This window comes from Candidatus Avedoeria danica (genome assembly GCA_016703025.1).
Taxonomy (GTDB): Bacteria; Chloroflexota; Anaerolineae; order Epilineales; family Epilineaceae; genus Avedoeria; species Avedoeria danica.
Genome location: JADJCV010000004.1, coordinates 167657 through 182059, shown reverse-complemented (window position 1 = coordinate 182059; position 14403 = coordinate 167657). Strand labels below are relative to the sequence as shown.

General features: G+C 70.9%; 11 protein-coding genes and 1 pseudogene. 6 read left to right on the top strand and 6 right to left on the bottom strand.

Annotated features, from left to right (window positions below; all coding sequences use genetic code 11):
• Window positions 1-264: 264 nt before the first annotated feature.
• Window positions 265-459 (top strand): hypothetical protein, encoded by a 195-nt coding sequence (locus tag IPG72_04265; GenBank protein ID MBK6768236.1) that lies wholly within the window; start codon window positions 265-267, stop codon window positions 457-459.
• 260 nt (window positions 460-719) lie between these two features.
• On the top strand, window positions 720-2075 hold the full coding sequence (gene aroA / locus IPG72_04260; GenBank protein ID MBK6768235.1) for a 3-phosphoshikimate 1-carboxyvinyltransferase: 1356 nt from the start codon (window positions 720-722) through the stop codon (window positions 2073-2075).
• A 46-nt stretch (window positions 2076-2121) separates the two neighbouring features.
• Here the strand turns inward: aroA and IPG72_04255 are convergent, their stop codons facing one another.
• A complete protein-coding gene (locus tag IPG72_04255) occupies window positions 2122-4236 on the bottom strand; it encodes an alpha/beta fold hydrolase (GenBank protein ID MBK6768234.1) in 2115 nt (704 codons plus the stop codon).
• A gap of 254 nt (window positions 4237-4490) precedes the next feature.
• Here IPG72_04255 and IPG72_04250 point away from each other — a divergent pair, with 254 nt between their 5' ends.
• The gene (locus IPG72_04250) at window positions 4491-6800 is read left to right on the top strand and encodes a hypothetical protein (protein MBK6768233.1); all 2310 of its coding nucleotides are present in this window, start codon (window positions 4491-4493) and stop codon (window positions 6798-6800) included.
• A gap of 31 nt (window positions 6801-6831) precedes the next feature.
• A complete protein-coding gene (locus IPG72_04245; GenBank protein ID MBK6768232.1) occupies window positions 6832-8073 on the top strand; it encodes an MFS transporter in 1242 nt (413 codons plus the stop codon).
• 4 nt (window positions 8074-8077) lie between these two features.
• Here the strand turns inward: IPG72_04245 and IPG72_04240 are convergent, their stop codons facing one another.
• The 3 genes from IPG72_04240 to IPG72_04230 all read right to left on the bottom strand — a co-directional run bounded on the left by IPG72_04240 (window position 8078) and on the right by IPG72_04230 (window position 9328).
• Window positions 8078-8689: a DUF559 domain-containing protein gene (locus IPG72_04240; protein MBK6768231.1), complete on the bottom strand. Its 612-nt coding sequence runs from the start codon at window positions 8687-8689 to the stop codon at window positions 8078-8080.
• A 37-nt stretch (window positions 8690-8726) separates the two neighbouring features.
• Window positions 8727-8969, bottom strand: coding sequence for a type II toxin-antitoxin system Phd/YefM family antitoxin (locus IPG72_04235; protein MBK6768230.1), 243 nt, complete (start codon window positions 8967-8969; stop codon window positions 8727-8729).
• A 107-nt stretch (window positions 8970-9076) separates the two neighbouring features.
• The gene (locus IPG72_04230; GenBank protein MBK6768229.1) at window positions 9077-9328 is read right to left on the bottom strand and encodes a DUF2442 domain-containing protein; all 252 of its coding nucleotides are present in this window, start codon (window positions 9326-9328) and stop codon (window positions 9077-9079) included.
• 350 nt (window positions 9329-9678) lie between these two features.
• On the opposite strand from IPG72_04230, the gene IPG72_04225 reads away from it, so the two are divergent.
• Entirely contained in the window at window positions 9679-11229 is a 1551-nt protein-coding gene (locus IPG72_04225; GenBank protein ID MBK6768228.1) for a hypothetical protein, read from the top strand.
• A gap of 95 nt (window positions 11230-11324) precedes the next feature.
• Here the strand turns inward: IPG72_04225 and IPG72_04220 are convergent.
• A pseudogene (locus IPG72_04220) lies at window positions 11325-11483 on the bottom strand (hypothetical protein).
• A 380-nt stretch (window positions 11484-11863) separates the two neighbouring features.
• Complete coding sequence (locus tag IPG72_04215) at window positions 11864-12289, bottom strand: hypothetical protein (GenBank protein ID MBK6768227.1); 426 nt, start codon at window positions 12287-12289, stop codon at window positions 11864-11866.
• 266 nt (window positions 12290-12555) lie between these two features.
• Here IPG72_04215 and IPG72_04210 point away from each other — a divergent pair, with 266 nt between their 5' ends.
• Complete coding sequence (locus tag IPG72_04210; GenBank protein ID MBK6768226.1) at window positions 12556-13929, top strand: aminoglycoside phosphotransferase family protein; 1374 nt, start codon at window positions 12556-12558, stop codon at window positions 13927-13929.
• Window positions 13930-14403 lie beyond the last annotated feature (474 nt).

Genomic DNA, 14403 nt, shown 5'->3' with positions numbered 1-14403 from the left:
CCTTTTGCGTGACTCATGCGTCTAGATACTCAGATCGACACGATCCGCCAGGTTTGGGATTGATGGTTTGGGATTTGGCTTGCGACCGGTTGGGTTGGTGGTTCTGAACTTGCTGTGCGAGGTTTGCGTTGGAAGGTGCGAGCACGGCGCAGTCGATCCGGCAACGGGAATCGAACGTCGCAAGGTTCGCATCGGGGCATTGGGGTCTTGGGGGTTGTGATCGAGTGCGCGGTCGAAGGCCCGCGCCACACTTGGAGGGATGACATGGAACGGCAGAAGTGTTCGGACGGCAGCTACCACGGTTCACGCGAACGCATGCGCCTGCTGGGCGGTTACCTCCTGCTCAGCGCGATCTTCGAGGACAAGAAGCCGGCCGCGCCCAAGCGCGAGATCCGGTTGCGCGGCGGCCATCGCTCGCGCATCACCCACCTCGCTCCTCAGCGCGCCGCCGTCCGCTAACCACCCCCGTCGGCAACCGCGCGCCTTGGCGCTGCGCGGTTGCGGATGCGGCGGCGCCCAGGTCGGACGACCGGGGCGTGCGGGTATGCGGCGCGCTTGTTGAACGGCCCCCGGCTCGATCGAGCCGGGGGCCCTTTTTTTGTCTAGAGCAGTATTGTCTAGAGCCGTATTGTCTTGAGCCGTATTGTCTTGAGCCGTCTCGTCCGGAGCGGACTCGTCCGAGAGCGGCACCGACTGCAACAAGTCGTGAGGCACTCGCCATGATTTCGCCATCGCCAACCGATGACGCCCCAACCACCGCCCGCCTGACCGTCACCGGCGGGCGGACGATCGGCGGTCGGGCGCCGCTCGTCGGCGACAAGTCGATCTCGCACCGGATCCTGCTGCTCGGTGCGCTCGCCGACGGGCCGACGCGGATCACCAACCTGTCCCCTTGCGCCGACGTCCGCCGGACGCGCGCCGCGGTCGAGGCGCTCGGCGTCCCCGTCGAGGACGCCGCCGACGGCACCGTCGTCGTGGCCGGGAGCGGCGTTTGCGGCCTCGGCGGGCCGCCCGTCCGCATCGACTGCGGCGACTCCGGCACGACGATGCGCCTGTTGGCCGGTCTGCTGGCCGGCCAGCCCCGCCGCTTCACGCTCACCGCTGCTGCCGGCCTCCGCCGCCGGCCGATGGACCGCGTGATCACGCCGCTCCGGGCGATGGGCGCGGACATCCGCGCGCACGACGGGCGTGCACCGCTGGTGGGCAGCGGCGGCCGGCTCGTCGGTGCGGACATCGTGCTGCCGCACGCCAGCGCCCAAGTGGCCAGTGCCGTGCTGCTCGCCGGGCTGAACGCCGAGGGCACGACGCGCGTCCGCTACCCCGCCCCCGTCCGCGACCACACCGAACGCCTGCTGGCCGAGATGGGCGCGCCGATCCGCTTCGACATGCGTTCCGCAACGCTCGACGGTCCTGTCGTCCGCCTCGACCCAGCCAACGGAGGGACGTACGCGGTGCCGGACGACCCGTCCGCCGCCGCGTTCCTCCTCGCCGCGGCGGCGATCGTGCCGGGTGCCGAGGTGCGGCTGTCGGGCGTCGGCCTCAACCCGGGCCGAACGGGCTTCCTGGACGCGCTCGAGGCGATGGGCGCCGACATCGCGCTCGACGGCAGGCGCGAGCACGGCGGCGAGCCCGTCGGCGACATCGTTCTCCGCCACCGTCCGCTGCGCGCCGCCGGGATCGCCGGAGCGCTCGTGCCGCGCAGCATCGACGAGCTGCCGCTGCTGGCCGTCGTCGCGACACAAGCCGTCGGCACCTCGGTGATCCGGGATGCGGCCGAGCTGCGGGTCAAGGAGTGCGACCGGATCGAGGCGATCGCCGCCGGCCTCGCCCGCCTCGGCGCCGAGATCGAGGTGCGCCCCGACGGGTGGGCCATCACCGGCCCGACGCCGCTCGTCGGCGCCGACGTGGACGGCGCGGACGATCACCGGATCGTCATGGCGCTGGCGGTCGCCGGCCTGGCGGCGCACGGCACGACGGTGGTGTCGGGGGCGTCGCGGGTGGCGGACTCCTATCCGCGGTTTGTGGAGGCGTTGGTGGCGCTCGGGGGGCAGATCGAGGTCACGGCGGGGCCGTGATTCGGGCGGAGGGGCACGGCATGCCGTGCCCCAACACCGCGTTGGATCAGACCGCCAACCACACGACGCTCACCGCGATCGCCAGGCCGGCGGCGCCGATGACGGACGCGTGGAGACGGCGCGCGACGCTCCAGGCGCGGACGCGCCAGGCCCACACCGTCACGCCGAACAGCAAGGCACCGCACGCCGCGGCGAACGGCGGCAGCCACAGCAGCCACGCCGCGCCGCGCGGCACGCCGACGTACAAGACGGCGTCCCGTCCGCTGTCCAACAAGTCCCCGAGCACGACGACGGCGCCCACCGCGAACGTCGGCAACGCGAGGACGGCCCCCGCGGACAGCCACGGGATGAGCCGCGCCGGCCAGCGACCGTCCGACCGGGCGCCGAAGGCTCGCCCGACGGCCCACCCACCGGCCACGGTGATCAACGCGAGCCAAGCGATCAGCAGCATGAGCGCCGGCGCCAGCGCCGCGAGCGGGTCCGCGCCGGTCGGGCGCGCTCGCCCGTCCAAGGTCAGGAGCTCATCGTCCCCCTGGGTTCCATCCGCCCCATCCTCCACCGTCAACGGCAGCAGCCGCGCGAGCAACCGCCGCGGCACGGCCGTGAAGTACGCATCGGTCGGCGTGACGAAGTCGGGCATCGGCGAATCGGCCGTGCAGGTGGTGTTCACGGCGGCCGTCGGGTCGACCAGGAACGCGGCGACGATGGCGTTCGGGCATGGGTCGCCGAGGGCGCCGTGCGCGCCGGACGGGAAGACGACGAGCTGCGCACGGCTGAGCGTGCGCGCCGCAGCGGCGGCGAACGGCGGCGGCGTGATCGGGTCGAAGCGGCCGCTGAGCAGGAGCGCCGGGGTGTCGCTGGTGACGGGCGCGTCGACGGTGTCGCCGAACAGCGGAACGTCCCAGATCTCGCACGCCGCCAGGACGTCGTCCGCATCGCCCGCCAGCTGGTCGGCCACCCAGGGCCGCACATCGTCGAGCGGCACCGCTTCGGGGTCGATGTCGCCGTCCTCGCTGCAGACCGTCGATAGGTACATGCCTTCGGCCATGCTGTCGTCGAACGTCCAGAGCCCCATGAACTCCGCCAGCGCGCCGTACCGGCCGCGCGCAACGGCGTCGATGATGGCCGGTATGACCGGGACCGACGGGCCGCCGTACAACAGCTGGTGCACGGCATCGAGAAGCGTGCGTCCGTCGACGATCGCGCGATAGCGCGCGCCCGTGGCGGGGTCCGTGATCGCCACGCGGACCGGCGATGCGTCGAGCCGCTCGACGGCGGCCGCGAGGGTGGTCTCGAGGCCGGGATAGGCGCTTGCACAGTCCGGCGCGGCGGCGCAGGCATCGAACAGTGCGGTCAGGCTGCCGTCGAGCGACGTCGGCGCCGCGGCGTTGAAGTCGATCGGCGGCGGCACGACGCCGTCGAGGACGACGCTCTCCAGGCCGGCTGGGCGGCGGCGCAGGAGGTGGAGCGCCAGCAAGCTGCCGTAGGACACGCCGTATACATGGTACCGGTCGTAGCCGAGCGCGGCGGCGACGGCCGGGATGTCGGCCGCGTTCTCGAGGCTGTTGAACGCGGCCACGTCCACACCCTCGTCGTCCAGGCGTTCGCGGCAGTCGGCGAGGGCGTCGTCCTCGAGGGCGTAGGCCACGTCCGCATCGAGGTCGAGTTCGATCGTCCGCCTCGTCAGGTCGACGAGCTCCGGGCACATGAGCGCCGGCCGGCCGTAGCGCGTGCCGCGCTGATCGAGGAGCACGAGGTCGCGGTCGGCGCGGAGGCCCGCGAGGCCGAACGGGTCGTCGGCGGGCGCCAGGGCGAGGTCGAGGTAGGCGTCGATCGTCGAAGCGCCCGGGCCGCCCTGCAGGAGGATGAGCGGGGCGCCGCTTGGCGACGAGCCGCCCGACCGCCGCACGACCGCCGCCGCGAGGGTGATCGTCTTGCCGCCCGGATCGTCGTGGTGCAGCGGAACGGTCACGTCCCCGCACGCAGCCTCGTCGGCATCGAGGTCGCCGTCGAATCCGAACTCGGCGCAGTCGACGGGCGCGAAAGCGCGATTGGGCGCAGCGGCGGTCGCGCGATGGCCGGCAAGACCGGTGAGCACGAAGGCCGCGATGATCGACGAACAGGCGAAGAACGCGGGACGGTGGGCGGTACACAGTTGCATCCGGTCATTGTATCGCGCTCGGGTCGGGGGGCGGGACAGGCCGGCAAAGCCGGTCAGGGGGAGCCCCGCAGGCATGCGCATGACCCTGGGACGTATCTGGGGCAATGGTCCGGCGAACGGTGCTACACTGGCCGATGATCCGTGCCACGATCGACCGGGCATCCGTTGCGGCGACGCTTGGCCGAATTGCACACCTGGCTGACTTGCATAGCTTGCCGACGGCATACCTGGCCGATTGCACCGAGGGGGATAGGATGGCGCTTCAACGAACCGGGCAGCGATGGATCGTCCGCGCGAGCGCGCTCATCCTCCTCCTCGCCGCCACCGCGCTGCCCGCTGCATCGCTGCCCCAGCGCGGCGCATCGGCCGCCGATTCGGGACGGGACGCCCTCCAGCAGTCCGATCGGGACTCGATCGCCGCGTTCCTCCCGCTGGCCCTTGCCCGCCACAGCCGCGCCGGCGCGCCGAGCGTGCCGACCGCCGCGGCAACGGATGTGCCGACGGACACGCCGCTGCCGACCGCCACCGCCACGCCTGAACCCACCGCCACCCCGACCGTCGCCGTCTGCGGACCGCTCCAGGAGCGTGTCCGGGTCACGTCGATCGACGTTGCCCCTGCTGAGGTCCGGGTTTCGGCGAACCGAGGCCGTTCGATGTGGCCGATGTACCTGGCGCCGCTGGCCGACGGCGGGGCGAAGATCGCGTGGAGTGATGCCGAGCAGCAAGTGCACGTGACCGCCATCGACGGCGATGGGCGGCGGTCGGCCACGGACGTGGTCGTGGCGGGCGACGAGGTGCGCGGGCTCGTGGCGCACGCGGACGGCGGCACGGCGATGCTCATCGTGACCGGAAACGTCATGTCGCTCCAGCGGCTCGACGCGGAAGGCGGGACGGTCTTCAAGAAGGACCTCGTCGGCCTGCAGCCGCAGACCGTTGCCGGCAGCAAGTGGGTGGACAGCTGGGGGCACGAGGGGCGGCTCGTGTTCGCCGAGAACACGTACGCGGCCTACTTCGGGCACACGCAGTTCTTCGGCGCCAACGGCAAGCACCAGGGCGACCTGCTGTGGTTCTTCGATCCCGACGGCAACAAGATCACGCGCGAGCGCGAGGGCTGGGACTGGGGCTGCAGCCACAGCCTCGACCTGCGCCTGGCCCACAACGGGACGCGCTTCGGGCCGGTCTGCCTGTCGGACGCCTACCCGAAAGAGGGCTTCCACTTCAACCATCGGGAGCAGATGATCCGCGCCGAACCGTCCGGCGACGGAGCGGGCGGTTCGGACGCCCGGCTCGGCGGTTGGGTGCCGCTGCCCAACGGCTTCCTGATGAGCTTCGCCTCGCCCGAAGGCCGCGCCTCGACGGACGTCGGCCTCGTCCACGTCTCGAACGACGCCGAGATCGGCGCCGTCCGCTGGCTGACGAACTCGGCAGCCGTCGTCGAGGACGGGCCCCATCTGGCGCGCTACGGCCGCGACCAGTTCCTGGCGTCGTGGACCGCCGATGCGGCGCACCTGGCGGCGCTCGTCAAGGAGGACGGCACGTTCATCGAAGGCCCGGTGGCCATCGAAGCGCCGATCGGGGCGCGGAACGACATGATGACGATGCCGGACGGCGATGTGGCGTGGGCGCACGCCTGGGGCGACATGCACGCCCTCAAGACGGTGCGCGTCGACGCCTGCGGCGCGCAGGCCGTCCTGCCGCCGACGCCAAGGCCGACCGTTCGCCCAACGGACGCGCCCACCCCGATCGGCCCGACGGCCGTACCGACGGACGGTCCGAGCCCGACGCCGCGCCCGCTGCCCACCAAGGGACCGCAGGCGTGCACGAACGTGATCTCGAACGGCAACTTCGAGGACGGGACGCGGGGCTGGACGATCGACGGCGAGACCGGGATCGCGGCCAGCGACCACGGCGGCGGCAAGTTCGGCGCCAAGCTCCTCGGGCGCAACGACGTCACGGCCGACCTGCGGCAGCAGGTGATGGTGCCGCGCGGCTCGGCCTCGGCGCACCTGACGTACGCCTGGCGGATGCAGTCCGGCGAGGCGGCCACCAGCAAGGACCCGTTCGACTGGGTCGGCGTGTCGGTCGACGGCTCGACGGTGCGGTCCGAGTCGCTCGAGGTGCTCAGCAACCTGTCAGGGCGGGACGGCTGGCGGCTGTCGGCGTATCGGCTGGACGTCGACCGGACGCAGATGCTGATCTTCAACGCGGGCAGCAACAAGCGCGACTCGAGCACGTTCGTGATCGACGACGTCCAGCTGATCGTCTGCTCCGGCGCACCGGCCGCGTTCCCGTCGCTGTCCGTCGACCCGGGCACCGGTCCGGCGAGCACGCGCTTCAACGGCAGCGGCGACGGCTTCCAGGCGGGCGAGGCCGTCCAGCACTGGGCGATCGAGCCGGGCAGCCGATTGCGCTTCGACCTCGGCACGGCCGCGGCCGGCGACGACGGCTCGATCAGCACGGCGTTCGGGGTGCGCGCGACGGTGGGCGAGTGGCGCTGGATGGCGGCGGGCACCACCTCGACGCTGCCCGGGACGGCGGCGTTCCGGGTGACGGGCGCGCAGTGAGCGTCGCCGGGCGCACGACGATCGTCATGCCGTGACGGGTGAGATCTCGACGGACGACATCGAGGACGGCGGGCCGGCCATCCGGCGCGACGACTGGCGCGTGCTGCTCGGCGTCTACTGGGTCACGTCGTTCATCGAGGCGGCGACGTTCAGCCAGGTGCTGGCGTTCCTGCCGTCCTACCTGAAGCAGATGGGCGTGGCCGAGGCCGAACGGCTGCGGTTCGTGGGGCTGTTCGGCGCGCTGGTGTTCATCGTCGGCGCGCCGCTCGTGCCGCTGTGGGGCGTCTGGGCGGACAAGTACAGCCGCAAGGCGGTCATCATCCGCAGCGCGCTCGTCGAGGCCGTCGTCTTCACGGCGATCGCGCTCAGCCGGACGCCGACGCAGCTGGCGTTCAGCATGCTCCTCATCGGCCTGCAGCTCGGCAACACGGGCGTCATGCTGGCCGCGATCCGCGACGTCACGCCGCGCAAGCGGCTCGGCACGGCCATCGCCCTCTTCGGCGCGAGCGGCGCCGTCGGCTTCGCGGCCGGACCGGCGTTCGGCGGCTGGCTGATCGACGGGCAGGGGATGTCGATCTCGTTCATGTACGCCGTCTCGGCCATCCTCTCGCTGGGCGCGGCCGCCCTGTTGGCCGTGGGCTCGCGCGAGGTCCGCCCGACCGTCGTGCCGCAGGGCTCGGCCGTCGGGCTGGCCGTCCAGGCGCTCCGCAGCGTCCTGTCCGAGCCGACGACGCGCCGCATCTTCACGCTCTTCGGCGTAGCGGTGCTGGCGACGCAGATGACGCGGCCGTACGTCCCGGTGCTCGTCGAGCGGCTCGCCGGCCAAGGCCCCGGCCTGGCGAGCGCGATCGCGCTCGTCGTCGGCACGGCCGCGCTGGCCGGCGCGCTCGTCTCGCCGCTGGGCGGGGCGATCGGCGACCGGATCGGCTTTCGGCCGGTGCTGATCACCGCGCTCCTCGGCAGCGGGGTTGCCGTCGGCATGATGCCGTTCATGCCGACGGTACGGACGCTGGCGATCCTGGCCCTCGGCTTTGCCGCCTGCCAGGCCGCCGTCAGCGCGATGGTCTTCGGGATGATCGCCACCGAGGTCCCGCCGGAGCGGCGCTCGGCGACGATCAACCTGGTCTACCTGCCGCTGTACGCCACCGGGATCATCGGGCCGATCGTCGGTGCGGCGATCGTGCCGTGGGGGGTGGGGGCGGTGTTTGCGGTGGGGGCGGGGGTGTTGGGGGGGGGGGTGGGGGTGGTTGGGGGGGGAGTGAGGGGGGGATAACGGTTCAGGCGGTGTGGGAGGGGGATTGGGGGAGGCCCTCACCCCCCTGCCCCCCTCTCCCGTGCTGACGCACAGGAGAGGGGGAGTTGGATGGGGGGCGGGGGGATGTGGCAGCGGTGAGGATTCGGGTTAGGACGGCGGGGAGGTTGTTGGCCACTTCTTCGTTGGGGAAGCGAAGGACGGTCAGTCCGAGGCGATTCAACACGTCGGTCCGTTCGGCGTCGCGGCCTGCCTGCTCGGACGTGTCATGGACGGCTCCGTCCAGCTCGACGACAAGTTTCGCCGTCGCGCAGTAGAAGTCGACCACGAACCGGCTGACCGCGTGTTGACGGCGAAACTTCAGTCCACCCAGACGCCGATCACGCAGCGATTCCCACATGGCGGACTCGGACGCTGTTGAAGTCTGGCGCAATCGCTGCGCCGCTTTCGCCACCGTGGCTGACGAACGCCATCGCCTGCCAGTTCGTTCCCCCCCCGGACCGCTCGCCACATCGCTCCCCTCAACCTCAGTGCCGGCACCCCCTCTCCTGTGCGTCAGCACGGGAGAGGGACCGTCCGCGCCCGTCCAGGGCGCGGACAGGGTGAGGGCCAGCCGCACGAGTCCACAACCGACCATCGTGCCAGAGCCGAGCACCTACGATCGACAAGGCGCCCTACTCGGGCTCCTGATCCTCGACATGCCAGTATTCCGACCAGTCGATATGCACAAGATCCTCGGGGTCGCCTACGATGCAGTCCGGATGCGGCTCGAGGTTGGCGAGCTTGCTGCAGGGTTGCGCCAGCACGATCCTGAGCCGCTTGCCGCGGTGCTCGATCTCGACTGGCCGTCCGGTCTCGTGGACCTCGTCCAAGATGCGATAGATGTTGGCGCGTAGTTTCGTTGCTGTAGTCGTCATACTTCGCCTCCGCTGAGGAACCGCTAGCGGGGCGTAGGGTTGCAGAGTGTAATGGGATGCCGGGGAGAGATCGCACGCTCCGATCGTCCGCCGAACCAGCGCCTCGATCAGGCAGCCGCCCGGCAATCCGCCGCTTCGTACAGCGTCTCCGGCGCGATATCGGCGCCGTTGGGCCAGGCGACCGTTCCACCATCGACGAAGAAGCCGCGGAAATACGTCGGCTCGCGGAGCGGCTCGAAGATTGGGCCGTCCAGCCACCCCGAAAAGTCGACGGTCTTTGCCGTTCCGTCGCTGAACCAGATGTGGATACGGTACTCGCTCCGGTACTCGGCGCCGATGACGAGCGGTAGGTAGTCCATCATTGTCAGTCCTATCAGTCGAGTGGTTCGATCCGGTCCAGCGCTTGGCCGGCCTTCATTCGGACCCAGTTGGCCTCGAGTTCCGCACGGCCACAGTCATAGCCTTGGACACGCCGGAGGCGTAGGAGCAACTCAGAGGGCATAGACAAGCACGGCTCGGGCCGGTAAGGTGAGTTTGCAGACTTGCCAAAACCGGGAGCCGAGCCGTGTCCGGACAGGATACCGCCGCCGAGTGTCGGGCGCCAGTGACACCGAACCGCCAGCGGGCGCGGATGGTGGCTCTTGTCGAGAGCGCCGAAACAGGGCGGGCGATGGGCCGCGGGGTGCGGGCCACAGCGGCCGAGGCTGGGGTGGCAAGCAGCACGCTGTACCACTGGTTGGGGCAGAAGGCGGGGATCGACGCGTCGCCAGCGTCGCGGGACTACTTCGTCAGTCCGGAGGGGTTGGCGTTGCTGCACCGGATCGTCACGGCGGCCCATCTGGTGTTCGTGCAGGCCGGGGGCTGCGGTGCCGATCGGGTGAGCGAGTTCTTGAAACTCAGCGAGTTGGACCGTTTTGTCGGGGCCTCGCATGGGAGCCAGCACCGGGTGATGACGCGGATGACGGAGTTGTTGGGCACGTACGCGGACGCCGAACGACGTCGACTCGGGGCCGCCATGGCGGCGAAGACGATCGTCGTGTGCGAGGACGAGACGTTCCATCCCGAGACGTGCTTGGTGGCGATCGATGCGGACAGCGGGCTGATCCTCGTGGAACAGTACAGCGATCGCCGCGACGGAGCGACGTGGACGAAGGCGCTGGCGGACGCGCTCGCCGGCCTGCCGGTGACCGTGGTTCAAGTGGTCGGCGACGAGGCCAAGGGTCTGATCGCGCATGCCCGCGACGGCCTGGGGGTGGGCTACGGACCCGACCTGTTCCACGTGCAGCGCGACCTGTTCAAGGCGACCAGTCGCCCGCTGGCTGCTCGATTGGACCGGCCGCTGGAGGTGCTCGAGGCGGCCGAGGCGTACACGGCGCGCTGGCGCAAGAACAAGGCGGACTACGAAGAGGGACCCCGCGGTCCCGGCCGGCCGATGAACTACGACCGCTACATCGCCGCCGCGCAGGCGACCGAAGACGCCCCGCGCACTGCCTACGAAACGGTCTGCAACGACGGGGACGACGTCAAGGCCGCCGTTCGCGGCCTGAGCGGCGCCTACCATCCGTACGATCTGGCGACCGGCGCGCTCCGCACGGCGGACATGGTCCGCGACGCGTTCACGGCTGCCTTTCAGACAATCGACGATGTCGCCGGGCGCGCCAACCTCCCCGAGCGCTGCCGCGAGCGCATCGCCAAGGCCCGTCGCGTACTGCCCAAGTTCGTCGCTGCCGTCGCCTTCTTCCACGGCCAGCTGGAGCGCGCCCTCGACGCGCTGGCCCTGGCGCCGGCCGTCTTGGACGTCGTCCGGACGGAACTCATTCCCGGCCTCTACCTGGCTCGCGCCGCCGCTCGCGCGCGCACCGCCGTGGATCGCGCGACCATCACCTCGGTGAGCCAAGCCCTCCTGGCCAAGGCGCGAGCACCGGCAAGTCCGTTCATGGCCCTCTGCCCCACAGCTCGGCAGCACGTTGAATGCGTCGCCGCTACCCAGGTCGCCCTGTTCGTCCGATCCTCGGCTTGCGTCGAAGGGAGCAACGGCCACCTCGACCGCTACCACCACGGCCTCCACCGCCTCGCCAAACCGCGCCTGAAAGCGCTGACCACGATCCAGAACTTCTACGCCCGGCGCCCGGACGGCACCACCGCTGCCGAGCGATTCTTCGGCCAGCCGCCCACCAACTTGTTCGGGTGGCTTCTCGAACACCTCGACCTGCCGGTTCAGCCCCGGTCCAGGTCTGGGCGCATCAGGATGGCGGCGTGAGTCTGTCCAAGGCTATGACTGTGGCCGTCTTCCGGCTTGATCGCACGCCGCGGCATCTTCCCGCTGTCCTGATCGGCCGCGATCTGCCGTTCCGCCGCCGCAAACCGGTTGGCCGCGTGGCGCAGGAAGATCACGCCCAACACGGGCATGAAGTAGTCGCTGGACGTCAGCTTGGAGTTGGCACGCAGATTGTCCGCCGCCTCCCACAGATCGGACTCCAGCCGCTCGATGTCGCGGAAAGCATCGGTGGCCATGCGTGGGCGCGCGTCCTCAAGGTGGCGGGTGGGAGGGCTGTGCCGGGGGCGCTGATGATAGACACGCGACCGCCGGCGTCAACCGATAGCGGGCGCGGGTGAGGTCCGCAGGCCAAGCGCTCCAACATCACCGTGATCTACGCGAACATCACAATGATCTGCCCCCAACATCACTGTGATCTACCGCCCCTTCTGCCGCGCCCGACGCCACGCTCGCCGCAGGGTCCGTGGCCACCTCCCGTAGCTTTCCAACAACAAGGGGCGGCCGGACCAAGCCGACCGCCCCTCGATCTGAGCCCATACCCTAGCCGAATCCCAAACCTCAAACGCCCAACGCCCAGCTCAAATGCCGAATCCCATCTGTCCCGGCGCCGCGTCCGCTAGGCCGCCCGCGCCGCCGACCCCGCCGGCAGCTCCATGGGATCCTCCGGATGGGCCGCGTCCCATAGCGACTTGTAGCCGGCGTCGTCCAGGCCGATCCGGGAGCGGTTGCGGATCTCGCCGCGGTAGGTGCCGGGCGCGTTCATCGCCCTGAGCAGGTCGGCATCGACGCTCAGGTGGATGCGCAGCGTGCCGGTGCGTGAAAGGCTGGCGCGCAGCCGCCCCAGCCCCGGCAGCTTCACCGCCGTGCCGGCGCGCAGCTGGTGCGTCACGACGCCCGCCAGCTCGCGCAATACCATCTCGGCGTCCAGCGCCGAGAGCCCGCTGCGCTTGCTGAGCATGGGCACCAGATCCTCCAGCTCGGCGGTGCGCCCTTGGATCAGGCGCGGACCAAAGGCGACGATCGCTTCGAACAGTGTGGCCATACCCAAACCCTCCTTAAGCGTGAAAGTCGAATCAAACGCGGATGAACCACGTTCACCCGTGCGGCCAGTGTACGGGCTGCACGGGCGAGCGGAAGGGGGTTTCGCCGCCGCGGGACCGCCGCGCAACCGTTAATCGTGCGGTGCAACGGCGGCGGCGAAGGCAGGGCGAACGCATCAAACGCAGCCGGCGATCGCCGGCATGTTGGATGCGTTCGCCCCGTCTCCCGTTGACGCCGCCGCGACTCGGCTCTATATCTAGCGCGCCCATGCCTACCCGCCTGACCGCCGCCATCCTCCACCCGCGCCTCGAGCGCGTTCTGGCCCGGCCGGCGGGCACCGGGTGGGTGCTGCCCGTCGTCGAGTTGGCGGCGCGGACGTGGCATGGCGACCATCGCCCGCTCGGCGAGGCGCTGGCGTCGGCGCTGTATGGCGCGGCGCCCACGGCCGTGCCGGTTCTCCTGCGCCGACTGGCCGAGGTCGATGAGGGGCCTGAGGGTGTACGGGAGTTGGCCATGCTGGCCGAGCTTGCACCGGCCGGCGAAGATCCGCCGGCCGGCTGGAAGTGGATCGACGCAAAGGCGGCGGCTGCACTCGACACCCCTTGGGCGCGCGCGGCGGCCGAGCTGGCCCTGGCCAGCGGGACGGACGGCGTGCCGGCGCTCCGCCCGCCTTGGGCCCGCGAGCGCACCGGCTGGCACGCGGCCCTTCTCCGCTGGACGGACGACGCCCTGGCCGCGGCCGGCCGGCGGCGGCAGACGGCGTTGGAGCCGGTGAAGGTGTGGAGCCTGGCGGCGGTGTACTGCGCCGGGACGGACGCCGGGACGGTCTACGTCAAGGCTGCCACGCCGGCCCAACCGCTCTTCGTGGACGAGGCCACCCTCACGGCCGCGCTGGCCGAGCGCTGGCCGGATCGGCTGCCGCGCGTGCTGGCCGCCCGGCCCGGCGACGGCTGGCTGCTCATGGCGGACGAGGGCCAGCCGGTGTGGGCGCTCCCCGACCTGACCGACCCGCAGCGGCGCGAGCTGGCCATCGCCGCGGCGCGCGCCCATGCCCGGCTCCAGGTGGCCAGCGTCCCGGCGGTGGCCGACCTGTTGGCGGCGGGCTGCATCGATCGGCGGCTGCCCGTGCTGATCGACCAGCTCGGGCCGCTGCTCGACGACCCTTTGACGGCCGCCTACGTTGCGCCGGAACGTCTCGATCAGCTCCGGCTCGCGCAGCCGACGATCCGCGCGGCGCTCGACCGGCTGGCCGCGCTCGACGTGCCGCCGGCCATCGTCCACGGCGATCTGCACCTCGGGAACACGCTGCTGCGCGACGGCGAACCGGTGTTCATCGACTGGACGGACGCCTGCATCGGGCCGGCCATGATGGACCTCCTCACGCCGCACGAGACGAAGGATCTGGAGCTTGCCGCGGGCTGGCGGGATGCGTACTTGCAGGAGTGGTCGACGCTGGTGCCGCGAGCCGTGCTGGACGATGCCCTGGCGTTGAACGACATCGTCCTGCCCCTGCACCACGCCGTGTCGTACCGGTCCATCCTGGCGAACCTCGAGCCGATCGAGCGCGGTGACCTGGCGGGTGCGCTGACGGAGTTGCTCGGGCTGCTGGGCGACGCGGCGGGTCTGGCGCAAAAGCGCTGATCGGCCCCGTTCCTGCGCGACCGCGCGACCGACGACCGCCCGCGGCTCAAGCCGCGGCGAGGGTGATCGCGTGGCGGGCCGGCGCGCAGGTGATCCCGCTCGGCGCGGAACCGATCCAGCCTCGCCGGGTCGTACGGGACGAACACGACGTCCCCGCGGACGGCGCGCTGGACGCGGGCGATCAGGTCGTCGGAGGTCGCGATCTCGCCCTCCGCAGGGTCGTCCGATCCCAGGTCAGGCACCATCCTCCCAGTACGCGTGCGCGTATTGCGCCCGGATGTCTACGTCCTTGGTGATCAACGCCCGCTGATAGAGCATCGGGGAGATCACCACGTCCTGCTGGTCGAGCGCCGAGCGAACCGTAGCAGGGATGTTCGCTCCGGAATCTTCATGCAGTCAGGCGACGACACGCGTGCGGGCTCGACACCGGTTTGCACACGTGCACGCTCAAAGCCAAGCACCAACCCCGACAGG